The sequence below is a fragment of the Bacillus altaicus genome, assembly GCF_042136375.2.
Lineage (GTDB): Bacteria > Bacillota > Bacilli > Bacillales > Bacillaceae_G > Bacillus_A > Bacillus_A cereus_U.
The window spans coordinates 1875595-1899285 of record NZ_CM143394.1 but is presented as its reverse complement, the minus strand read 5'-3'; the positions used below and the strand labels follow the sequence as shown (position 1 = coordinate 1899285).

Here is a 23691-nt window from a genome sequence, read left to right as displayed (position 1 = left end):
AAGCCCTATCTCACAATTCCATAAGCGTATTTCAATATAAACTATAAAAAAGAGGAGCCGGAAAAATGTCAGTTTTCATAAACTATGCTATTACTCCCAAAGTATTTAATCCTAATCTAACATCTCTTCCAAATAACCAATCTTCTTTTATCCCACCCCCAAAAGAGAGTTCCAAAGATATTTGCTATCTTTTAGAAACATTTTACTTAGGAAAGAAAATAAAACAACTTTTAGTTAACGGCACAATATTAACAGCTTCTATATTTGTAGGTTTCCATAATAAATCATCCCTTGCTACATTTATAGATGAAAACGGAGATATCACTGTAGTTAACTGCGAGCGCATTGATGCGATTCTGCTCTAATTGTGAATTTACATTTGAATAAATAATCATTATTTTCAAGATACACGTTAGTTCTCACACATAATACCAATAACTGTTACCATAAAAAACTTGGTCCAAAGTGCACTTATATACAGTCTCTTTTTTGTCTGACCGAATAAGTCTCCAGATTCCGTCAATACTGTAGACAACCCATTCTCCAATTCCTCTGGAGCCGAGCAGTTAGCTTTTGCTAGCTGTTCTTTTGTTTTCACCATTTAAGCAGGGTTTGAATATATTAAATTCTACCTCTCTTTATAACGTGAGCTGGCCACTTACGCTATTTTTACAAAGGGCACTAATTGATAGTGCTCTTTTTGGTTTTTTCTACAAAATGAATTTTTTATTAAGCTCCCTTCATTCTGCATAATATTTCCAAACCCGTTTATACTAAAACTGTAACTTTAAGTTACAGTTCATGAAACATTGCTTGTATGGCCTAGTTTCTTTTGTACAACTAGTAGTTAGCTAATTGAGCTAGCTGCTTTGTTGTGCCAAATGTAGTTTTTATTAGGTATTTGCACCTTAATGAATAAATCACATATATTATCATGTGTGCCACACTACTCTCTGAGGGCCTAACTTACTGAGAGCACTACTTGAAGGTGCTCTTTGTAGTTTTGTCTGAATAAATCTCCAATTTCTGTACATACTTTGAATATGCCAATCTGTAACAATTAATTTTCCTCCAAAACAGGGCAGTTAGCTTTTGCTAGCTGCTTTTTTTGAGTTTATTCGAATAAAATTCTAAATTCTGTCCAATACTATAAATGGGCTGATACAGCTTGAATTCACAGTGACCTCTGTAATGTTCTTTTCCCCCTTTCTCTGAGGGCTTAGCAGTTAGCTTTTGCTAACTGCTATTTATATGGATTTTATTAAGTAATTCCATGTTTCATTTCCTCGAATAAAATCTAATTTTCTGGTAACACTAAATACAAGCTGCTTTTTCCCCAAAGTAGTTCCTTTTAGCAGTGCTTGTGAGGGCAGTTAGCTTTTTGTTAACTGCTCTTTTATATTGAACTAATAATAAAATTTTGTTCTTATTTCTTTTTTACATCATATACTTCTAACCTAGACGTATCGCTCATAGAGTTACCTCCTATCTTAAAGAACACTTATGCATGGTGCTCTTTTTTAGTTTCTTTTTTCTACAAAATGAAATTTTTATTAGCTTGTTACTTATTGTAATATGTCATAATAAAATAATTTACACATATAATGAATGGATGAACGAAACTCATTAGATCTCCCCAAAAGGGCTTCCGACCAGTAGACGGAGCTCTTTTGGACTTTTAAAGGTTCATACCAAATAGCTTTTTGGTTAAAAAGCCTTTCACACTTAAACTAGACAAGCATATGTTATTGTATGGAGACCCTCCAAGCATAGTAATCTACCTTTCAAAGAGCATACTTATTAGTGTGCTCTTTTCATTTGCCACTAAATAAATATTTTGTTCACATTGTCCCGATCCATGCATATACTGTTGTATACGATAGCATTTAGACGGCCCTCTTATAGGGCTTTTTAAAATCTGTTTTTATGATGTGAAGAGCATCAGTGATTTCTTGTGTGTCTAAAAACTCATCGCTCCAGTCACCGCAATCCGGGCCATTACATAAGTAACGGTTTTCTTTATTTTTAGCTTTAAATACAATTGTTGGTATTTTCATTCTTCATTCCCCCTTTGTTCATATTTTTGTAACACCTGTACAAGAATTTGTGTGTTAAACTAAGCTCATTCGAAGAAGTCATTCGTTATTGACCCGAAAATTCTTGATACCCTATCCCCTGCCCTAGCTCCCCTTGCTAGGGCTTTATTATTTTCCATTCAAATAACTATTTTGTTAAAGTTTTATTGGTTCATTTAATTTAACTGGAGCTGTATGATAAATAACTTCCTCGCATTCACCTAAAGTGTTCATAACTACATTTCTTACATACTTGATTTCCGAATCACAACATCTACATTCTGTAGTACCTTCATTTCCTTCTAATTCAAATGCATCATGATCAACATACTGACAATACGGACATTCTAACCCGTCTTCGCTTCTTACATTACTTTCTGGATTATTGTTTAACTGAATTTCTTCAACTGCAAGGATTCCTTCTTTAGGAGAACCAGCACATACTCTATATGTCTTTCCATTAATAAGTAGGTTGTAATCAAACAAATCATCTTTTGTTGATTCGATTTCCTTTATAAGCTTGTACTCACTCATATTCCCAAAAGGATTTTCAGAATCATATTCCACGATCTTTTTATACATCTCTCATTCCCCTTTACGAATAGTCTTTTTTTGTATTACACATACTACCTCTAAGCCGACTTCTCCCCGGCTTCACTCTTTCAAAACGGAAAGCGCTCCTCCGTGCAGTGCAAGAGCATAGCGGGCAACTTAGTCAGTTGCCTGCTGTTTTTGTGTATAATCGTAAAGATTCTTGTACATACTGTTTAGAGAAAACATCTTAAGCCATTGGTGTCAAACTCCAGCACAAGGCATTCGTAAGGCCGTTCCGATAAATGGATCGGTCTTATTTTATCTTTGCGTTCCCCTTTTCGACAAAGTAACGCTTTTATTTCTTTCTAGTAAACATTTCAAAATTATGATTTACCATTTCCGCCGTTATCGTAAATACTGTGCCTACTTCGTAGTAATCCGCATAGAACCAAAATTCTTTTGTAACTTCAACAACATCGCCCTCTTTTAATATTTGCAATCTCATCTTTCTCCCTCATTTCTTAATAAAATTCAAATTCTATTAAATCAACTGTGTTTTCCGCTCATCCATACGAGTTACTTTTCCGCTTTTATATACAAAGGACTGTTCACCATGACCGCTTGTTGGCGGCTCAATCGGATGAACTTGTCCGTCTTTTACGACATAAATCATATTTTCAACTAACGAAATTTCTGCCTTCATTTCTGCAATATCTTCTTTAAGAATCGCCACATTCACCACTCCCATGATATAATTACTTTGTCGAAGTTGGTCGGGAGTATTCTCGGCTTTTTTTATTTTTCTACAAATATTGCACAACATTTTCTGGAACGAATGCTTGTTCAAGTGATAAATGAAGCCGTATCGGAACCGGCTCTTTATTATCCCTTGCCTGTTTACATATCTTTTCCGCTTCTTCCCAATCAAATTGTTTATCCTCTGCGCGTTTAAAACGCCAAATGCCAATCGTATAATCTTCAAATAACTCATAACAATCATCAGGTGCTGTTGTTGGTTTTAGCTCGTCAGTTGCTTTTGCCTGCCGCGGTATTTGGACCACAACATCAGCAAAACGTAATCGCGAATTCAAACGATGAATGTGCGCTTTCTTAGGATCAAATGACACAACAGGTTCAACATCAAAGATTGTTAACTGCTTTGGCATCGTTCGCTCCCTCCAATACCTGCAAACTTGCTATTAAAATGCCTTCAAGCTGCGTTAACGTTAGTTGATCTAATGTTTGCCCGTTAATTTCCGCTATCCCTAAACCTAATAATTTGCGAATGATAAACAACTTTCTACGTTCTACCTCTTGACGTAATAACATTATTGAGCCCCCTGTTGTCCATTGAATCTACGTTCTAAGTTAACAAACTTACTAAACTCCTTAACAAATGCTAGTTCAACAACACCTACAGGTCCGTTCCTTTGTTTAGCTAAAATGATTTCGGTTATGTTTTTGTTTTCCGTTTCTGCATCGTAATAATCTTCACGATATAAGAATGCAATCAAGTCTGCATCTTGCTCAATTTGACCATTCTCACGTAAGTCAGATAACAACGGCCTTTTATCTTGCCTGCTTTCAACAGCACGGCTTAATTGTGATAAAGCGACTACACATACATTTAATTCTCTGGCCATCAGTTTCAACTTACGGCTAATCTCTCCAATTTCTTGCATTCGATTGCCTCTATGTTTTGGATCCCCTACGATAAGCTGTAAATAATCAATCGCTATTAACACTTTTTTGTCAGGGTATATACGTTTTAGCTTTCTAGTCTTTGCATAAATTTCTTGCATCGTCACATTTGCTTTATCGTATATTTCTAACGGCAAATCATTTATCAATCCCATTGCCTGACTAATCTTTTCCCAATCTTTAAGATTGCATAACTTTTTAGGATTCTTTAATTTCGTAGCATCTACATTACCGGTACTTGAAATCATACGCTTGAGCAATTGCTCTTCTCCCATCTCAAGTGAGAAAACTCCCGTCGCTGCATTAGAGCTCGCTGCGTGATATGCGATGTTTAATACAAATGCTGTTTTCCCCATCGAAGGCCGTGCACCAACGATGATTAAATCGCCTTCTTGCAATCCTGAAGTCATCCTATTCAAATCATCGTAACCAGTGTTTATACCTGTTAAATCACCAACATCAATTTGCATTTTTTTATATAAATCTACGAGTGTTTCTTTCAAGTTAAAATCATCTGAATAACCTGTTTCTTCAATCGCACTTAGCTCATCAATTGATTTACTAATTACACTCATGTCCTTATCTTGCTGAAGGCCATTATATAAATTACCAGCAACTTCTTGAGCATGTCGCATCTTCCAGGCTTCGATTACTAAACTTTCGTGATAGGAAAAGTTCTTTGTTGCTGAAATAATCTCTGTTAAGTTTACAAAGAACGTAATACCACCGATTTGATTCATAAAGCTGTCTTCAAATTTTCCGACTAAAGCTACAAGATCTATTGGACTTTCAGCATCCTCTAGCTCTCTCATCGCTTTAAAAATCATTTGATGTGTTGGAACAGAAAATTGTTTCGGTTTTAGCTGGCAATCTTTTATCAAATCACCTTCTACGATGATGCTACCTAAAACGCTTTGTTCGGCTTCTACATTACGAATGATTTCGTTACTCATTGCATCATCCATCCATTCTGTTGATTAAGTACTGCAAGTTCTTCTTCCGTAGGGGTGTTTTGTTCCCATGATTCTTGTTGCTGTAATACGTTTTTAGTAGATTCAGATAGGCCCTTCTGTTGGTAAGGAGATTGTTTTTGTGTTTGTACCGTTCGTTGAGCACGAAATACTTTATCAGCCGATTCAACATCTGCTACTGTTTTTAAGCCTTTAAGATGCCAATCTTTTAAAATCGTATTTACGTAAGACATGTTTCTAGTATTTTTTTCTAAAGCAATCTCCATAGCTTTAACAACTAATTCTGCATTTAAATCGTCTACCCAAGCATGAATGCCATCTGCAATAAAAGGTGTAATGAATCCGAAGTTTTGTTCGTAAAAAGAAATTGGATTAACTTCAACAACTTCTTCCGCGCCTGCACGTTCTTCTTGTTGTTGTTTTTCTTTTTCTTTTTCTTTTTCTTTTTGCCCACTTATCGTTGACGTATCGTGGCACGTATCGTTAACAGCAAGAAATTCTTCAAAAATAGCACGAATTTTGTCATTCTTAACTTTTGGAGTAACTAGATGAATCAAACTAATATCAGATACCCCTTCAAGTTCTTTACGAACACAATCCTCTATAGGCTTCCCACCTCTATTAAGGTTGTATTTCCCCCAATTAACGATAGCTAATTCGCGTGTTTCTGGATTGTACACAACCAATTTATGATGGTTTTCGAAACGATCTAAGAGCGCATTAACACTTTCCATGGAATAACCTAAATCAAAAGCCATTTGCTTTTTCGTGATTTGATACACTCCAATTTGTGTAGTGCATGGGTTTGTAAGAAGATACAAATTAAATAGTTTATCTTCAGGAGTCATCTCCTCAATAACTTTTGCATCCTGCCAAAATGAAACTTGAACTGGTCTATAAACCGCCATATTATTCATCCTCCCGTTTACATATCGCAAATCTGTCCTCTACACGTAATAAGCGATAATTCTTGTATCCTATTTTGAGATATTGGTTTACTAAGTAAATTAGGTGTTGCTCTGATGTCGCTTGCTGAAGTATCTTAGGATTCAGCAACACTCTATGTAATGATTTGTCTAAAAGCATGCAACACACTCCGTTGTTATACGAATGCTAATTTGATATAATTAATTCAAATATTTTTTCCAAAGCTATTTATCTATCACTCTGCCAAGTGGTAGATTTTTTATTTTCTACGTGTTACTAAAGAGGCATTAACTCCTCTTGCTCTTAAATCTTTAATCACTACACGATAACTCATCGATGCCTCATGTTCTTCTTTTGTATCACGAAGCATTTTAAATTCTTTCATACATCGCTCCAGTTCTTCTTCCCAGCGATTTGATTCTTCAGCTGATTCTGCATTAAACATGTTATGAATACATGCAACCATACAGTTATGAAGTTTATTCGCTAATGAAAAGTCTCCTGGAAGAACTAGATCATAAAGACGATCGTATTTATTTGTCATGAATTACACCTCCTTTCTATTTGGGTTGATGCTGTACGCATCGTTACAACCAGAAAGGAGTTTTGTAGGGGTATGGGAGGAACAATACCCTTTCTGGTCATAACGACAAGCACAGTGGCTTGTCCAAATAATGAATAAAATGTTATAATTGCTTTGTTAAATGTATTGCGAGCTACTGTTGTCTAGGCGGTAGCTTTTTCTTTTGCCCATTTATGTTTTAAAATGAATGATGCTTCGATAATTTTGATTCGAATCCCCACTAACTTCTTCTCTTGCTTTAACTCAACTGACTTTGAATCCTCACCAAGTGTTTTCGCTATTTTAATTTCACCAGTTAGTTTTGCATCATAGCGAATTAGTTCCTTATATTCTCTTAAACTAGGTTTCTTATAATCTACTGTCATTTTTCTTCCTCCCTTACAGCACTTTTGTTATAGTCATTAAGCTATCCACCGATTGAATAATAACGTTTTCCGCCAGAGCCTTTTGCAACCAACTTCTTTGTGTTTGCTCTATAATGCCAAAATGTACTTGTTCCAAAGCTTGTACTACACATTGAGTTGCTTGGATTGTATCGAAGATTTCCTTTGCATGAACTGCATATTCATGTTTCTTTTTTTCATCGAGTTGCCATGATCTTGTTGTAACTTGTAAATTCATAATTTTCTTGGCTGCTACAATTCCTTCTTCAGCTTGTTTAATGTAGTTCATCAATTGTAAATTCACATCTTGAGTTAAACGTGGATCTGTAGGTGGTAAGCCAACACCATAAATATGTTTAATCGCTTGTTGATTTAACTTTGCTCCTGTTGCATGACACCAATCCATCGCAAGCTCAAATTCTGGTTTAGAAAGTCCAGATTCAATACGAGTTAAGCGTTCATGTGTAATGCCAAGGTACTTAGATAGTCCTTTCTTCGTTTTCAGCTGAACATTATCACAACATTCTCTAGCGTTCTGTAATAATTCCCCTATTGCTGAATTGCAGTATATGCTTGTTCCCATATCTGTTCGCCTCCATATTTAGTTTTCAAATGGTTATAATGAATTTAGTACATACGTAACTTGTCTATTATTCATGTAAAAAGAGAGGAACTATTCCTCAAGGTTTTCTTTCACTTGCATTTCTTTGATGATGGCCCAACCAGCCTTGTAATATGCTTGAAGGATTTTATCAATATCCTTTTGCGATTTTGGTTCAGGAGCCACAACACGGACTTTCGTTTTTCCAAATTCATAAGTCGCTGCATATTCTTCTTGTTGGCTCATGGTGTCACCTCTTGAAGTGCTTTTTATATGTTTATGCTGTTGATCTATTGGTACTGCCATGTTAGTTGCTGTCATTTTTTCACCCACTTCCCACCCATTATGTATAAGATTCTTGTACTTATATACATCAAATTAAATCTTTTACATCACACCCAAGAATGGCAGCCAATCTTATAGCTTTTTCAAGATTTGGATTACTATAACCATTTTCCCAATTACTTATTGTGGATTTTGTAACTTGCATTCTACCTGCAAGTTCTTGTTGCGTTAACTTACTTTTTTTTCTAGCTCTAATTAACTTGATATTTTTGTTCACTGTCTCGCTCCTTGTATAAGTAATTTGTACTTTAATTATAAGTATAAGATTCTTGTACGTCAACACATTTGTACAAATATCTTGTACAAAGTTTAATGTTTCATTTGTATAAGGTACAATATCTTTGTACTTTTTATTAACGGGAGGTGCTAAAAATGTTGAAACAAAGGTTAAAAGAAACACGTAAAATACGTAAACTTACTCAACAAGAATTAGCCAATAAAGTAAATACCACTAAAGGAACCATTAGTAACTATGAGAACGGACATAGCACTCCCTCAAACGAAATGCTAAAAGATTTAGCAAACGTTTTAGGAGTAACAACAGACTATTTATTAGGAAGAGAAGATGAATCAAGAATATCCAATACACTTCCTGACTTAACAAAAAAAGATAGTCGTGATATCGCTCGTGATTTAGAGAAAACTCTAGAACAATTAGAAAACAGTGATGAAGCGTTAATGTTTGACGGAGAACCAATAGACGAACATACAAAAGAAATGATTCGCATCTCTCTGGAGAACTCAATGCGCATGGCAAAACAATTAGCAAAACAAAAATTCACTCCAAACAAGTATAAAAAAGATTGAACGGAGGGAGAAATGAACATTAAAGAATACGCAATCAAAATCGCAGAAAAACATGAAACAACAAATCCATTTAAAATTGCTAGACGAAAAAATATTATAGTGTTGTTTGAAGACCTTGGGAATACTCTTGGTTTTTACAACACATATAAACGCTTCAAATTTATCCATATTAATAATCAAATTAACGAAACACTCCAACGTTTTGTTTGCGCTCATGAATTAGGACATGCCTTACTTCATCCTAAGGCAAATACTCCCTTCTTGCGCAATCAAACATTTTTTTCAGTAGATCGTTTTGAAATTGAAGCAAATACATTTGCTGTAGAGCTGTTACTTACTGACGAGATAATTTCTACATACGAGGATACACATTTGTCAATTCAAGAAGTTGCGGAAATTCATGGAGTTCCAGAAGGATTTGCACGTCTAAAAACGTACGCTCCCACTCAAGAGTATTACAAAAATTAATCTTTACCGAAATTAGAGTAAGATGGGACTTTAAAGATATGTGGTGGGCAGTAAATATCAAAGGAGAGAAGCTTAGTGCTTTCAAATTTAATAAATGACGGTATATTAAAAAACATTGCTGCTATCGTAACTATAGTATCTGCTGTGGGAATAATATTAAAAAACTTTATTATTCTCACCACTACAAGTGATTTTGATAAACTTTTCTTTACTAAAGTTTCACGAGCCATTCTAAATATTTTTGATTTCACCCTAGGAACAATTTTAATTTATTGTGTTGGATTTATATGGCCATCTATTTTTATCTTTGATTATATATCTAATTTGTTTATTAATCTTACTCCAAAGGAATTTTTAATATTTAAATTAATCAGTGGTCTTTTATGGTTTTTTTTAATGGTTCCAATCATTTATTTTATTAAAAGTGCCAAAAGTAAGAAACGTTTCCGTATTCTTAAATGGCTTATAATTTCACATATAATTTTTAGTATTCCTTTTTATAGTATTTTATTTAAGAAACTTATTGAGTGGAATAACATTGAGCAAAGCTTATTAAATATATGTACACCTTTGCTGGTGAGCGCTTTTTATTTTATAGCTATGTTTCAATATAGAAATTTTAATCAACCTGAATTTGTTATCACTATTCTATCAGATGAAGATTTACAGAATCGAAAAATTATACATAAGTATACACTCGATGAAAACAGAACTGTATGTTCCTTTGATGATGAATCAATGGAGAACGTATCTTATGTATTTAACTTCTCGTCTGAAGTATATCTAAAATATGAAAAGATAAAAAAACGTACACACCATAAATGATAAGAATCCTCAAGCTCCTTCTTAGGAGTTTTTCTTTTTACTTCTTCTATTTATTTACTTTCCGTATAATAAACTAATAACAAGGAGGTCTAACTATGAAAACCGCAATCTACCTAAGAAAATCCCGCGCCGATCTCGAAGCCGAAGCACGCGGTGAAGGCGAAACTTTAGCAAAGCACCGCTCTACCCTGTTGAAAATTGCCAAGGAAATGAACTTAAATATTTTAGCTGTCCGTGAGGAAATTGTTTCTGGTGAGAGCTTAGTGAAACGCCCTGAAATGTTGGCGCTACTTGAAGAAATTGAAGATAACAAATATGATGCTGTTCTTTGCATGGATATGGACCGTTTAGGTCGTGGTGGTATGAAAGAGCAAGGAATCATTTTAGAGACGTTTAAACGCTCGAATACGAAGATTATGACACCAAGGAAGACTTATGACCTTAATGATGAGTGGGATGAAGAATACAGCGAATTTGAAGCATTTATGGCACGTAAGGAGTTAAAGATTATTACACGCCGTATGCAACGAGGTCGTATTGCTAGTGTAGAGGCTGGGAATTACCTTGGTACACATGCACCATTCGGATATGATATACACCGTTTAAATAAGCGAGAGCGTACTTTAACAATTAATTCAGAAGAAGCTTCTGTTGTAAGAATGATATTTGATTGGTATGCGAATGAGGATATGGGTGCGAGTGCAATTAGGAACAAGTTAAACGATCTTGGCTATAAGAGTAAGTTAGGGAATGAATGGAATCCTTATAGCATCTTGGATATATTAAAAAACAATGTGTACATCGGAAAAGTAACGTGGCAAAAACGAAAAGAAGTAAAACTTCCTGACGCTGTGAAACGTAGCTGTGCAAGACAAGATAAATCAGATTGGATTATTGCTGATGGAAAACATGAACCTATCATACCCGAAAGCTTGTTTGAGCAAGTGCAAGAAAAATTAAACTCAAGGTATCACATTCCATATAATACGAACGGGATAAAGAATCCATTGGCTGGTATTATTAAATGCGCTAAATGTGGTTACAGTATGGTCCAACGTTATCCAAAGAACCGAAAAGAAACTATGGATTGTAAACACCGTGGCTGTGAAAACAAATCAAGCTATACTGAATTAATCGAGAAGCGTTTACTCGAGGCTTTAAAAGAATGGTATATCGATTATAAAGCTGATTTTGAAAAACATAAGCAAGATGACAAATTGAAAGAAACGCAAGTTATTCAAATGAATGAAGTTGCATTACGTAAGCTTGAAAAAGAATTAGTGGATGTCCAAAAACAAAAAAATAATTTACATGATTTATTAGAGCGTGGTGTTTACACTGTCGATATGTTTTTAGAACGTTCGAATGTGGTTTCTGATCGCATTAATGAGATTACCGAAACAATGGAGAAGTTAAAGAAAGAAATTAAAACAGAAATCAAAAAAGAAAAAGTGAAGAAAGATACAATTCCTCAAGTGGAGCATGTTCTTGATCTGTACTCCAAAACAGATGATCCAAAAAAGAAAAACAGCCTCCTAAAGTCAGTTTTAGAAAAGGCTGTTTATAAGAAAGAAAAATGGCAAAGGCTCGATGATTTCGAACTTGTGCTTTACCCTAAGCTCCCTCAAGATGTCGACATATAAGCGTTCGCGCTTTGTCGTCACCTTGTTGGTGTAATTAGATTTACCCCATTAAGCCCTAAAGCATCATTCGTCGAAACAGCTAACACAACAGGCTTTCCATTTCTAAGCGTCGCTTTTGCTGCCATTAATACTGGAGAATCTGTCATCGCATTCGCAAATTTACTCATCGAATTTCCAGTTAAAGGAGCAATCACCATACAATCTAGCGGGATTTTTGGTCCGAGTGGTTCTGCTCCGACAATTGAATTAATTGCTTTAAACCCTGTTATTTCTTCGATCTTTTTAATCCATTCTTCCCCTTCGCCAAATCTAGTATTTGTTGATTGGACAGTATAAGAAACAACGGGACGTACTTCTGCACCTTCTGCAATTAACTTCTCTAAATGCGGCATAACTTCTTCATACGTACAATGTGAGCCTGTAAATCCGAAACCAATTCGTTTCCCCTTCAAACTCATTTCTCATCCTCCTCCTTTGCGATTGCATCTGCTATTAATAACTGAGAAAGAACATTCGCTAATATTTGTCCTGCTGTTTTCGGTGCAACAATCCCAGGAAGACCAGGTGCTAATAGTGCCTTCACTCCACGCTTCTCCGCATAGCGAAAGTCCGTTCCACCTGGCTTAGAAGCTAAATCAATAACTAGCGTATGAGCTGGCATTTTTGAAAGAACATTCGCTGTCACAACGAGATGTGGAATTGTGTTAATAACAATATCGATATTACCTACTTCTTTCTCTATGTCTTGCATATGAAAAGGAGAAAACATCATTTCTGTAATACGAGCAATATGTTCCGAACGTCTCGCTCCAACTTTGACATGTGCTCCTAATGATTGAAAGGCTCTTGCAACACTCATACCAGTTCTACCAAATCCTAAAACCATTACATTCGATCCATGAATTGTGTAATCAGTATGTTGAATAACCATCATTAGTGTACCTTCTACGGTAGGAATAGAGTTATAGATTGCAACATCATCACGATCAAATAATTTTACAAGTTTGCGATTTGTAGTAGATACGAGATTTTCCAAGTAAGGTGTACCAATACCTGAATATATAGTAAAGTTTTCTGGCGTCTTTTCAATTTGTTCTTTCGTTATGGAAACTTTTTCATTTGAAAAAATAGTATCTACTTCTCCTTTGGCATTCGTCCCTGCAACCGGCAAAATAATCGCATCTAAAGAAGTGAAATTTAAATCTTGTATACTTTCTTTTGCTGCCCCTGTGAAGCCATGGTCTAACTGTTCAAACCCTATTAATGAAAGTTTTGCGTCCAGTTCGACTAGCTTGCGAATTACTTCTAGCTGCCGTGCATCTCCTCCTATGACAGCAATATGCATCTCAGTCAACATTCCCTAATTCACCTTCTTTTTCTTTCATTTATAAGAAAAATGCCTACTTTTTCTTTTTCCTCCACATCATATGTAATGTACGGGTTTGAGGTGATTGAAAAACAAAAAGCACACGTGATTTAACTTCTTTATCCCGCTATTTGTGAGGAGTAAGACTGCCTCCTCAAAATTCGGCTGAAACAAAGAAGTTAGGAGGCAGTCACAGGCTACTCGTAAAAGCCTTCACTTTATATAAAAATAAAAAAAGACAACCAAAATGGTCATCTTTCACTCCGATCTTGAATGGTTCGTAAGATCACAAAGTATCATATCATTTCCCACCTTCTTAATTTTGCTCCACTCTACTCTCACTTCTTGCTGTTCTCTTTTAAAACCTCCCCATTTCCCAGTAGGTATAATAAGCGCTTGTATTTGTCCATCTCTCTCATCAATTTCTAAATCTGCATGACCTAAAACTCCCATTTTTTCTGCTCTTTCTAAATCCACAATCTCTTTGCCACTTAATTCACTTAAACGCATTAAATCTCCCCCTATCCTACTTTTCATGAAGGTTATCCTATAATAAGTACCTATTCTGCATATATAAAAAAAATAACCGTATCTCCTATAAAAGAGATACGGTTATTTCCGAAAGCGAATGCATTACAAAATCGATTAAAGTTTCATCCCTTTTGGCAGTTTTCCATCTGGACTAATAAGTGCCGCAGAGAATTCATCGGTAAACATATTGCGAATTAACTCGTCTACATTTTGCTTTGTTACAGTGTTTACACTTTCAATAATCTCATCAAGAGAACGATGTTTACGAAGAAGCAATTCGTTTTTACCATTACGGCTCATACGACTATTCGTACTTTCTAAACTTAACATTAAGTTTCCTTTTAATTGTTCTTTACTGTTAACAAGCTCTTTTTCTGTAATACCCGTATTTTTCAACGTATTTAACGTTTCTTGCATTGTTTCATACAGTGTATCTAATTGTTTACTACCTGTTCCACCGTAAAGTGTTAACATTCCTGTATCTTCATAAGAAGAGTGATAAGAGAATACTGAGTACGCCAATCCACGTTGCTCACGTACTTCTTGGAATAAACGGCTACTCATACTACCGCCTAAAACATTATTTAATACAATTAAGTTATAAATATCTTCGTGGCCCATTTGCAAGCCTTTATATCCTAAACATAAATGAGCTTGTTCTGTTTCTTTCTTACGCGCTACTTTATTGAAATAGAAGATTGGGCTATGTACTTGTTCACGATTTGTTGTTCCTTCGTAATTACCGAAATATTGCTCTACAGTTTGTAAAAATGCTTCATCAATATTTCCTGCAATTGATACAACAACATTTTCAGGTGTGTAATGATCTTTCATATATTGACGTAACGTATCACCTTTAAATGTTTCAAGCGTTTCTTCTGTTCCTAAAATAGGATATCCAAGCGGATGCGTTTCATATGTTGCTTTCGTTAACATATCATGCACAATATCATCTGGCGCATCTTCGTACATTTTTATTTCTTCACATACAACATTCTTCTCTTTTTTCAGTTCTTCCTCATCAAATGTTGAATTAAAGAACATATCTGCTAAAACATCTAACGCGTATTTAGCATGCTCATCTAGCACTTTCGCATAGTAACATGTATATTCTTTTGAAGTAAAAGCATTTACTTGTCCACCAATGCTATCAAATGATTCTGCAATCTCTCTTGCACTTCGCGTTTCTGTTCCTTTAAAGAACATATGTTCCAAAAAGTGCGAAACCCCATTATTTTTTTCATTTTCATTTCTTGAACCTGCGTGGATCCATATACCAATCGCAACCGAGCGTACAGTTGGTATATTCTCCATAACAATTCTTACACCATTTTTACAAGTATATTTTTTAATCAAAAACTTTCCTCCTAATGCCAGTTTCTCTAAATAATTGCTATTATTTAATGATAACAAGTTTAGAGATGAATGTCATGCAAATGTATTTAATCCACACGTTTTTCATCTAGTAATTCTGTAATATTCCCCACTTTATATCCTTGTTCCTTTAAATTTTTAATCATAGTATCTAGCGCTTCTGTTGTAGATGAAGTAGGATGCATTAGCACAATAGCACCTGGATGTATTTTTCGCATTACTCTCTGCAATAACACACCCGGTTCTGGCCGCTTCCAATCAATTGTATCTACAGTCCACATAATCGTCCCCATTTGGAAATCATCCGCTATTTTTACTACCTCATCCCGAAAGCTTCCGCTTGGCGGAGCAAACCATCTCACTTTCTGATTTGTAGCTGCTTCTATCATTCGATTCGTTTTTTGTAATTGATCTCGTATTTCATCTGTAGACAGCGTTTTCATATCAGGGTGTGTGTAAGAATGATTTCCTACTTCTTGATTTGCATCGACAATCATTTTGGCAAATCGTAAATTTTCTTTCACCCAGCGTCCTTCTAAAAAGAAAGTCGCCTTCACATCATGTTTTTTCAATACCTCTAATATACGTGGCAAATACTCATTACCCCAGGCCACATTAATTGTTAATCCCACCATTTTTTTATTTGGATGTCCTCGATAAATGGGAGCTGGTGGTAAATCTTCTAAGTGAACACTCGGTGATACTTCCTTAAATTCAAGTTGTTTTTGATCAAACTTCTTGATTTTCTTCATATTATTATAGGACGCTTCTATATCCACTTGTTTTCCATTATACCCAGGCGTCGCCTTCCAAATCTTATCAATCATCGCATTTTGCGGCATAATCTCGTACTGTTTTACATGTTTTTGAATCTCTTCATGCAAGTTATCCTGCGCAAAAACGGAATAAGAGCCAAAACCCACATATAAAGAAAATATAAATATGTACGCTAATATACGAGCTTTCATATAAACCCTCCCATTAACTATAAAAAAGAAACCATTTTCTTCTTATCTTTGTTAATTTGAGCGTTATGATGAAAACTATACCTATACTCACATAAAAATCTAAATGAATCACATTTTTTACATAACAAAAAAAGCCAGCTAAACTGGCTTTCACTTATTGTTGCTCTTGTGCGTTTTCTTCTTTAGCTGCTTCTTCTTTAGCTGCTTCTTTTTCTTGCTCTTCTTTTAGCAATACTTTTCTAGATAAGTTTACACGACCTTGTTTGTCAATCTCGATAACTTTAACTGAAATCTCATCACCGATTTTCACAACGTCTTCTACCTTACCTACACGCTCAAGTGCAAGTTCAGAAATGTGAACAAGTCCATCTTTACCGCTAAATAATTCAACGAACGCACCGAATTTTTCAACACGTTTAACTTTTCCTAAGTAGATTTCGCCTACTTGTACTTCGCGAACGATATCTTCGATAATTTTCTTCGCTTTTTCATTCATCTCTTGATTAATTGATGAAATGAATACTGTACCATCTTGCTCGATGTCAATTTTAACGCCAGTTTCTTCAATGATTTTATTAATCTGTTTACCACTTGGTCCAATAACATCACGAATTTTATCTGGGTTAATTGCCATTGTAATAATCTTCGGAGCATACGCAGATAACTCAATGCGAGGTTCAGCGATAACAGATAACATGTGATCTAGAATGTGCATACGACCAACTTTTGCTTGTTGTAATGCTTCTTCTAAAATCTCACGAGATAAACCATCGATTTTAATGTCCATTTGTAGTGCAGTTACACCTTTTGCAGTACCTGCTACTTTAAAGTCCATATCACCTAAATGATCTTCCATTCCTTGAATATCTGTTAAAATTGTGTAATGCTCACCAGATTTCACTAGCCCCATTGCAATACCAGCAACTGGCGCTTTAAGTGGTACACCCGCATCCATCATCGCTAATGTACTACCGCAAATACTTGCTTGTGAAGTTGAACCATTTGATTCTAATACTTCAGATACAAGACGAACTGTATACGGGAAATCCTTTTCAGATGGAAGTACAGGTTCAAGAGCACGTTCTCCTAGTGCACCATGACCAATTTCACGACGACCTGGTCCACGCATTGGTCTTGTTTCACCAACACTAAATGAAGGGAAATTATAATGGTGCATAAAGCGTTTTGACTCTTCTACACCTAGACCATCTAAAATTTGCACATCGCCTAATGCACCTAATGTACAAATACTTAATGCTTGCGTTTGTCCACGTGTGAATAGACCAGAACCATGTGTACGAGATAAAATGCCAACCTCTGATGCTAGAGGACGAATTTCGTCACCTTTACGACCATCTGGGCGGATTTTTTCAACTGTAATAAGACGACGTACTTCTTCTTTTACAATTTTATATAAAATCTCACTTACTTGTCCTAATGTATCAGCATCCGCTTCCTCAGCTTCGTAATGCTCAATTACACGCTTTTTCACTACGCTAATTGCATCTTCACGTGCATGTTTTTCGTGCACTTGAATTGCAGAATGCATATCTGTCTCAGCCATTTCACGTACAGCTTGGTTCAAATCAGCATCCACTTCATAAAGTTTCACTGCTGTTTTCTCTTTACCGACAGCTTGTACAATCTCTTCTTGGAATGCAATTAGACGTTTAATTTCATCGTGTCCAAACATAATTGCTTCTAACATTGTTTCTTCAGGTACTTGATCCGCTCCTGCTTCAACCATGTTAATTGCATCTTTCGTACCAGCTACAACAAGGTGAATATCACTTTGTTCTTGCTGTTCTACTGTTGGATTAATAACGAACTCGCCATTAATACGACCAACTGTCGCACCTGCGATTGGACCTTCAAATGGAATATCTGAAATAGATAATGCTAATGAAGAACCAAGCATAGCTGCCATCTCAGAAGAACAGTCTTGATCAACACTCATTACGATGCTGACAACTTGTACTTCATTACGGAAACCATCTGCGAAAAGTGGACGGAGTGGACGGTCAATTAAACGACTTGCTAAAATTGCTTTTTCACTTGGACGGCCTTCGCGCTTAATAAAACCGCCTGGGATTTTTCCGACTGCATATAAACGCTCTTCATAGTTTACTGTAAGCGGGAAGAAATCTACATTTTTCGGCTCTTTTGATGCAGTTGCTGTAGATAGAACTGCTGTGTCGCCATATCTTACTAATACTGCTCCGTTTGCTTGTTTTGCAAGCTGACTTGTTTCAATTGTTAGCTGACGACCAGCTAAATCTATCGAGAAGACTTGCTTTTCCTGACTCATTTAAGTACCCCTCTCAATTTAAAATATTCAATTCTTCTATGTAAATGGATAGTATATCACAATATTCTTTCCTCTAGTATTGCCGAAAATTAAGTAAGCTATAAAGAGTAGAAGATATATTTTTACCTAACAAAAAAGCGGGAATATTCCCGCTTCTTTGACTATCGACGTAAGCCAAGCTTTGTGATTAATTCACGGTAACGTGTGATATCGCTATTACGAAGGTAAGTAAGTAAGTTACGACGTTTACCAACCATCTTTAATAGACCACGACGTGAATGATGATCCTTCTTGTGAGTACGTAAGTGCTCGTTTAGAGTGTTAATTTGCTCCGTTAGGACAGCAATTTGAACCTCTGGAGAACCAGTATCAGTCTCATGAGTTCTAAATTGTGCAATGATTTCATTTTTACGCTCTTGTGTTAAAGCCATCCTATTTCACCTCCTAATAATTAAACCCCCAGTTACCTAGCAAGCATCGGTGAGTCGCAATGCCAAGTAATGGTTGTCATAAAGTACATAACATAGAATACTACTTTTCATTTGAAAAAGCAAGTATATTCTTTACGCTCGCAAAATATTCTTGGGCAACCTTTTTATCTTGAGCGATTTGCGCAACTAACTCATCAATTCCATTAAACTTTTTTTCTTCTCTTATACGCATGTGCCACTCCACTGTAACACTTTGATCGTATATGTCTTTATTAAATTCAAATAGATGCACTTCAATAGATAATTGACGCTCATTCTCTTTGAAAGTTGGTTTATATCCGATATTACATACACCATCATGCCATTCATCATGAACCTTCAACCTTACCGCATATACACCTACAGGTGGCAACAGATATTCATCACTTAAACCTATATTTGCAGTTGGAAAACCAATTTGACGTCCACGCTTATCACCGTGTACAACTGTTCCTTCTACCGTGTAAGCTCTCCCTAAAATAGATGGAATTTGTTCCATTTCACCGTTTCGAATTAACTTTCGTAATGAAGTAGAACTTACTTTTTCTTCTTGATATTCAACTTTTTCGATCACGGTTTGTGTAAACTCCCCTCTTGCATGAAATGGTAAAGTCTCCATCTTCCCTTTTCCTAAACGTCCATATGAATAATCAAAGCCTGCTACTACATGCTTTACATTTAAACCGATAATATACTCATCGACAAACTGTTGTGGCAATAATCCAGCAAATGGCTCATCGAATTTCACCACATATAAGATATCAATTCCTAAACTTGCGATGATTTCTTCTTTAAGACGCATCGGTGTAATATACTCCACATGCGCTTCTTTTTTCCCTAATACAACAGATGGGTGTGGATGGAACGTCATGACAGCACTTTTACATCCTCTTTCATCCGCTATTTTTTTCGCTGTTCGAATCACACGTTGATGTCCTAAATGAATGCCATCAAAATATCCTAATGCCATTACAGTAGGTGGTAATTCTATTTTATTTTGTTCATGTGGATGAGTTAAATGAATAAGTTTCACGCTTGAATTCACCTTTTTCTGTAATAATCCTTCCAATAATTCATTATAGCTTTAGTTCTTGATTATTCACAAGTACTTTCATTGGCTTTAGCATGCCAGGGTGTTTTGGGTGATGCTCATAAATTGCTAAGCAACGATCATTTTTATCAAATACTGTAATAAATGGTGCTGTTGTTTCTAATTCATTCTTTAAGAACATACCGTTCTTTATTTTTTCAGCTTGCTTTTCATCTACAACCATTTTTGGAAACTTACTTAGCGCCTCATCGATTGAGATGAAAATAGACTCTACTGTTCCATTTTGCACGCTTTCTTCAATTTCTTCAAATGATATGCAATCTTCTAGTAAAAATTCACCAGATGCTGTTCTTACAAGGTGAGACATATGTGATGGAAATCCAAGTTTTTCACCAATCATTACTGCTAGTGTTCTTACATATGTTCCTTTACTACACGTTACACGGAAACGAAATGAAATGTTTTCTCCTTCAAAAACTTCACGTTCATCAAGTAATACAAATTCATGAATTGTAATTGTACGAACTGGACGTTCAACTTCTTGTCCTGCCCTTGCATATTCGTATAGTTTTTTTCCGTTAACTTTTACAGCTGAGAACATCGGTGGCATTTGTTCAATTGTCCCTGTTAGTTCCGCTAGTACCTCTTCTACTTCTTTACGTGTAAGGACACGATTTACATCTTGTTTCTCCACAACTTCACCAGAAGCATCTTCTGTTGTTGTTGAAAACCCTAATGTCACTTCACCTTCGTATGTCTTTGTTTCACTTGTTAAAAATTGCGCAATTTTTGTTGCACGCCCAACGCAAATAGGTAATACTCCTGTTACATCTGGATCCAGCGTCCCTGTATGACCAATTCGTTTCTCACGCAATATCTTTCTTAATTTGAACACACAATCATGTGATGTCATTCCCTTTGGCTTATGTAATAATACTACACCTTCCATATATTCACCTCATCGTTATTCTTTTGTAGTAATTGCAATTATGCAAAACTTATTTTACATTGAAAAAATGGATAGACAAATGTCTATCCATTATTCTTCACGTTTATCGTCTTTATTAATTTGATGTAAAAGTGTATCAATTCGATGACCATATCCGATAGACTCATCAAACTCAAAGGAAATTTCCGGTGTTTTACGAAGACGAATACGTTGGCCAATTTCTGAACGAATAAAGCCTTTTGCCTTCGCTAAACCTTTTAATGTATTTTCTTTCTGTTCTTCGTCACCTAAAACAGAAATATATACTTTAGCAATTTGTAAATCTCCACTTACTTGTACATCTGTTACTGTAACAAATCCAATACGTGGGTCTTTAATTTTACGACTGATAATGTCGCCTAATTCTTTTTTCATTTGCTCGCCCACACGGTTCGCACGTAATTTCATAACTCTTCACCTCATTCAATACCATTCCAAATGTGTTATCGTACGTTCAATTTCAGGAAATGAATCGATATACTCAAGTACACGATTCATTTCTTTTTCACAGACAACACGATTTGAGGATACGGAAACAATTGCAATTTCTGTACGTTGCCATACATCTTGATGCCCAACTTCAGAAACAGCTACATTATAGCGCTGTTTCACACGAGTTAACACACGTTGCAAAATTGCTCGTTTCTCTTTTAAAGAATGCACATCGTAAATCATACACTCGAATGAGAGTGAAGCGACAATCATCGCTTCACTTCTTCCATAACGTATGCTTCAATGATGTCCCCTTCTTTAAGATCATTATATCTCTCAATTGTAATACCACACTCATAGTTTTGTGCAACTTCTTTTACGTCGTCTTTGAAACGTTTTAACGTATCAAGTTTTCCTTCGAAGACTACTACGCCATCACGGATAATACGAACGCCACTATCACGTGTAATTTTACCGTCTATTACGTAACAACCTGCGATTGTTCCAACTTTTGTTACTTTGAATGTTTGACGAACTTCCGCTTGACCGATTACTTTTTCTTCGAATTCTGGATCCAGCATACCTTGCATTGCTGATTCAATTTCTTCGATTACTTTATAGATAATACGGTGTAAACGAACATCAACTTTCTCTAATTCAGCTGTACGCTTCGCATTCACATCAGGGCGTACGTTAAATCCAATTACAATTGCATTAGATGCAGAAGCTAAAATAACATCAGATTCTGTAATCGCACCTACGCCTGTATGGATAATTTTCACTTTTACGCCTTCAACATCAATTTTACGAAGTGATGCTGCCATTGCTTCTACAGAACCTTGTACGTCTGCTTTCACAATTAAGTTAATTTCTTTTACATCGCCCTCTTGGATTTGTTGGAATAAATCTTCCAGGCTGAATTTAGATTTCTCACCACGTTGTGCAACTAACGCTTCTTGTGCACGTGATTCACCGATTTGACGAGCTTTCTTCTCATCAGCGAATGCCATGAAACGATCTCCCGCTTGTGGCACTTCATTTAAACCTGTAATTTCAACAGGAGTTGATGGACCAGCAACTTTTACACGACGACCAATATCACTTACCATTGCACGAACACGACCGAATGATGTTCCAACAACAATTGGATCTCCAACTCGAAGTGTACCATTTTGAACAAGTAATGTTGCGATAGTTCCTTTACCTTTATCAAGCTGTGCTTCAATTACAGTACCAGCTGCATAGCGATTTGGATTTGCTTTATATTCTTCTACTTCACTCACAAGAAGGATCATTTCTAGTAAGTTGTCAATTCCCTCGCCTTGAATCGCAGAAATTGGTACGAAAATCGTGTCTCCGCCCCAAGCTTCTGGAACTAATTCATATTCTGTTAATTCTTGCATTACACGATCAGGATTTGCCGCTGGTTTATCCATTTTATTCACAGCAACAATAATTGGTACTCCAGCTGCTTTCGCATGGCTAATCGCTTCAACTGTTTGTGGCATAACACCGTCATCAGCTGCAACAACAAGAATTGTAATATCTGTTACTTGTGCACCACGAGCACGCATTGTTGTAAATGCCGCGTGACCTGGTGTATCTAAGAACGTAATTTTCTTATCATTTACATCAACTTGGTATGCACCGATATGCTGAGTAATTCCACCAGCTTCGCCAGCAGTTACTTTTGAATTACGGATAGAGTCAAGCAATGTTGTTTTACCATGGTCAACGTGTCCCATAATTGTAACAACAGCTGGACGTTCTTTTAAGTTTTCTTCATCATCTTGCTCATCGATGAATGTTTCAAATTCAGTTTCACTTACAACTACTTCTTCTTCTACTTCAATACCGTAATCAGTAGCAATTAACTCAATTGTATCTTTATCTAAGTCTTGGTTAATTGTCGCCATAATTCCTAGCATGAAGAGCTTTTTAATAATTTCAGATGGCTCTTTGCTTAACTTTTTAGCAAGGTCACCTACTGTAAGGCTTCCAGAGAAAGTGATTTTATCTGGTGTTTCTACTATTGGTGTTTGTTGTCTTCCAGCAAAGTTATCTTGACGTTTGTCTTCATTTGCTTTGCCTTTTTTCTTATTCTTATTGCTGTTCTTTTTACTGCGAACAACTTTCTCTTCTACTTCAAACTCATCTGCAACAGAAGGTTTTTCCGCTCCAGCGCTATATTGATTATCTAATTTGTTTACTACTTCATCTTCTAACATTGTCATATGATTCGAAACCTCGATATTCATCTCTTTTAGTTTTGTCATAAGATCTTTACTTGAGATATTATTTTTTTTTGCATATTCATGTACTCGAATTTTACTCATACCT

The 23691-nt window shown here is 35.8% G+C and carries 29 protein-coding genes and 1 pseudogene; 5 read left to right on the top strand and 25 right to left on the bottom strand.

Annotation, left to right across the window (positions count from 1 at the left end; genetic code table 11):
- Positions 1–65: 65 nt before the first annotated feature.
- Positions 66–365, top strand: coding sequence for a hypothetical protein (locus ACE38F_RS10065; protein WP_002161826.1), 300 nt, complete (start codon positions 66–68; stop codon positions 363–365).
- Positions 366–1886: 1521 nt separating this feature from the next.
- On the opposite strand, the gene ACE38F_RS10060 is transcribed toward ACE38F_RS10065, so the two are convergent.
- The 13 genes from ACE38F_RS10060 to ACE38F_RS10000 all read right to left on the bottom strand — a co-directional run bounded on the left by ACE38F_RS10060 (position 1887) and on the right by ACE38F_RS10000 (position 8337).
- Entirely contained in the window at positions 1887–2057 is a 171-nt protein-coding gene (locus ACE38F_RS10060; protein ID WP_375369410.1) for a hypothetical protein, read from the bottom strand.
- 174 nt (positions 2058–2231) lie between these two features.
- Positions 2232–2657, bottom strand: a complete 426-nt coding sequence (locus ACE38F_RS10055; protein ID WP_375369411.1) for a hypothetical protein — start codon at positions 2655–2657, stop codon at positions 2232–2234.
- A gap of 307 nt (positions 2658–2964) precedes the next feature.
- On the bottom strand, positions 2965–3114 hold the full coding sequence (locus ACE38F_RS10050) for a hypothetical protein (protein ID WP_199715143.1): 150 nt from the start codon (positions 3112–3114) through the stop codon (positions 2965–2967).
- 36 nt (positions 3115–3150) lie between these two features.
- Positions 3151–3342 carry a DUF3954 domain-containing protein gene (locus ACE38F_RS10045; protein WP_375369412.1) on the bottom strand — a complete coding sequence of 64 codons (192 nt, stop codon included), beginning with the start codon at positions 3340–3342 and terminating at the stop codon, positions 3151–3153.
- Between the two features lie 70 nt (positions 3343–3412).
- The gene (locus tag ACE38F_RS10040) at positions 3413–3775 is read right to left on the bottom strand and encodes a cell division protein SepF (protein ID WP_375369413.1); all 363 of its coding nucleotides are present in this window, start codon (positions 3773–3775) and stop codon (positions 3413–3415) included.
- A complete protein-coding gene (locus tag ACE38F_RS10035; RefSeq protein ID WP_375369414.1) occupies positions 3750–3938 on the bottom strand; it encodes a hypothetical protein in 189 nt (62 codons plus the stop codon). The genes ACE38F_RS10040 and ACE38F_RS10035 overlap by 26 nt, the downstream gene beginning before the upstream one ends.
- Entirely contained in the window at positions 3938–5263 is a 1326-nt protein-coding gene (dnaB, locus tag ACE38F_RS10030) for a replicative DNA helicase (RefSeq protein WP_375369415.1), read from the bottom strand. The genes ACE38F_RS10035 and dnaB overlap by 1 nt, the downstream gene beginning before the upstream one ends.
- Complete coding sequence (locus ACE38F_RS10025) at positions 5260–6189, bottom strand: DnaD domain-containing protein (RefSeq protein ID WP_375369416.1); 930 nt, start codon at positions 6187–6189, stop codon at positions 5260–5262. Before ACE38F_RS10025 ends, dnaB begins: the two co-directional genes overlap by 4 nt.
- Positions 6190–6467: 278 nt before the next feature.
- Positions 6468–6752: a hypothetical protein gene (locus ACE38F_RS10020; protein ID WP_375369417.1), complete on the bottom strand. Its 285-nt coding sequence runs from the start codon at positions 6750–6752 to the stop codon at positions 6468–6470.
- Between the two features lie 182 nt (positions 6753–6934).
- Positions 6935–7156 carry a hypothetical protein gene (locus ACE38F_RS10015; protein ID WP_016092216.1) on the bottom strand — a complete coding sequence of 74 codons (222 nt, stop codon included), beginning with the start codon at positions 7154–7156 and terminating at the stop codon, positions 6935–6937.
- Between the two features lie 13 nt (positions 7157–7169).
- Positions 7170–7757: a sporulation sigma factor-processing peptidase gene (locus tag ACE38F_RS10010; RefSeq protein ID WP_375369418.1), complete on the bottom strand. Its 588-nt coding sequence runs from the start codon at positions 7755–7757 to the stop codon at positions 7170–7172.
- Between the two features lie 90 nt (positions 7758–7847).
- Positions 7848–8096, bottom strand: a complete 249-nt coding sequence (locus tag ACE38F_RS10005) for a hypothetical protein (protein ID WP_375369419.1) — start codon at positions 8094–8096, stop codon at positions 7848–7850.
- Positions 8097–8148: 52 nt separating this feature from the next.
- The gene (locus tag ACE38F_RS10000; protein WP_016105994.1) at positions 8149–8337 is read right to left on the bottom strand and encodes a helix-turn-helix transcriptional regulator; all 189 of its coding nucleotides are present in this window, start codon (positions 8335–8337) and stop codon (positions 8149–8151) included.
- 155 nt (positions 8338–8492) lie between these two features.
- Between ACE38F_RS10000 and ACE38F_RS09995 the strand changes: the two genes are divergently transcribed.
- The 4 genes from ACE38F_RS09995 to ACE38F_RS09980 all read left to right on the top strand — a co-directional run bounded on the left by ACE38F_RS09995 (position 8493) and on the right by ACE38F_RS09980 (position 11863).
- Positions 8493–8927, top strand: a complete 435-nt coding sequence (locus ACE38F_RS09995; protein WP_328029677.1) for a helix-turn-helix domain-containing protein — start codon at positions 8493–8495, stop codon at positions 8925–8927.
- A gap of 12 nt (positions 8928–8939) precedes the next feature.
- Positions 8940–9395: an ImmA/IrrE family metallo-endopeptidase gene (locus tag ACE38F_RS09990; protein ID WP_375369420.1), complete on the top strand. Its 456-nt coding sequence runs from the start codon at positions 8940–8942 to the stop codon at positions 9393–9395.
- A gap of 75 nt (positions 9396–9470) precedes the next feature.
- Complete coding sequence (locus tag ACE38F_RS09985) at positions 9471–10220, top strand: hypothetical protein (RefSeq protein WP_375369421.1); 750 nt, start codon at positions 9471–9473, stop codon at positions 10218–10220.
- Positions 10221–10315: 95 nt separating this feature from the next.
- The gene (locus ACE38F_RS09980) at positions 10316–11863 is read left to right on the top strand and encodes a recombinase family protein (protein ID WP_375369422.1); all 1548 of its coding nucleotides are present in this window, start codon (positions 10316–10318) and stop codon (positions 11861–11863) included.
- A gap of 32 nt (positions 11864–11895) precedes the next feature.
- On the opposite strand, the pseudogene dpaB reads toward ACE38F_RS09980, so the two are convergent.
- From dpaB to infB, 12 genes and pseudogenes are all read right to left on the bottom strand, one after another.
- Positions 11896–12321: pseudogene (dpaB, locus tag ACE38F_RS09975) on the bottom strand (dipicolinate synthase subunit B); the annotation flags it as partial.
- Positions 12318–13220, bottom strand: coding sequence for a dipicolinic acid synthetase subunit A (gene dpaA, locus ACE38F_RS09970; RefSeq protein WP_193644835.1), 903 nt, complete (start codon positions 13218–13220; stop codon positions 12318–12320). The pseudogene dpaB and the gene dpaA, both read right to left, overlap by 4 nt.
- A gap of 267 nt (positions 13221–13487) precedes the next feature.
- A complete protein-coding gene (locus ACE38F_RS09965) occupies positions 13488–13739 on the bottom strand; it encodes a YlmC/YmxH family sporulation protein (RefSeq protein ID WP_002160748.1) in 252 nt (83 codons plus the stop codon).
- Between the two features lie 135 nt (positions 13740–13874).
- A complete protein-coding gene (locus tag ACE38F_RS09960) occupies positions 13875–15116 on the bottom strand; it encodes a M16 family metallopeptidase (RefSeq protein ID WP_375369423.1) in 1242 nt (413 codons plus the stop codon).
- An 86-nt stretch (positions 15117–15202) separates the two neighbouring features.
- Positions 15203–16102: a polysaccharide deacetylase family protein gene (locus ACE38F_RS09955; protein WP_002111361.1), complete on the bottom strand. Its 900-nt coding sequence runs from the start codon at positions 16100–16102 to the stop codon at positions 15203–15205.
- Between the two features lie 154 nt (positions 16103–16256).
- The gene (pnp, locus tag ACE38F_RS09950; RefSeq protein WP_215553949.1) at positions 16257–18410 is read right to left on the bottom strand and encodes a polyribonucleotide nucleotidyltransferase; all 2154 of its coding nucleotides are present in this window, start codon (positions 18408–18410) and stop codon (positions 16257–16259) included.
- 161 nt (positions 18411–18571) lie between these two features.
- Positions 18572–18841 carry a 30S ribosomal protein S15 gene (gene rpsO / locus ACE38F_RS09945; protein ID WP_001229392.1) on the bottom strand — a complete coding sequence of 90 codons (270 nt, stop codon included), beginning with the start codon at positions 18839–18841 and terminating at the stop codon, positions 18572–18574.
- A gap of 100 nt (positions 18842–18941) precedes the next feature.
- A complete protein-coding gene (gene ribF / locus ACE38F_RS09940) occupies positions 18942–19913 on the bottom strand; it encodes a bifunctional riboflavin kinase/FAD synthetase (protein WP_375369424.1) in 972 nt (323 codons plus the stop codon).
- A gap of 43 nt (positions 19914–19956) precedes the next feature.
- A complete protein-coding gene (gene truB, locus ACE38F_RS09935; RefSeq protein WP_215553951.1) occupies positions 19957–20880 on the bottom strand; it encodes a tRNA pseudouridine(55) synthase TruB in 924 nt (307 codons plus the stop codon).
- A gap of 90 nt (positions 20881–20970) precedes the next feature.
- Positions 20971–21327, bottom strand: a complete 357-nt coding sequence (rbfA, locus tag ACE38F_RS09930) for a 30S ribosome-binding factor RbfA (protein ID WP_215553952.1) — start codon at positions 21325–21327, stop codon at positions 20971–20973.
- A gap of 15 nt (positions 21328–21342) precedes the next feature.
- A complete protein-coding gene (locus ACE38F_RS09925) occupies positions 21343–21624 on the bottom strand; it encodes a DUF503 domain-containing protein (protein ID WP_215553953.1) in 282 nt (93 codons plus the stop codon).
- Positions 21621–23687 carry a translation initiation factor IF-2 gene (gene infB, locus ACE38F_RS09920; protein ID WP_215553954.1) on the bottom strand — a complete coding sequence of 689 codons (2067 nt, stop codon included), beginning with the start codon at positions 23685–23687 and terminating at the stop codon, positions 21621–21623. The genes ACE38F_RS09925 and infB overlap by 4 nt, the downstream gene beginning before the upstream one ends.
- Positions 23688–23691: the final 4 nt, after the last annotated feature.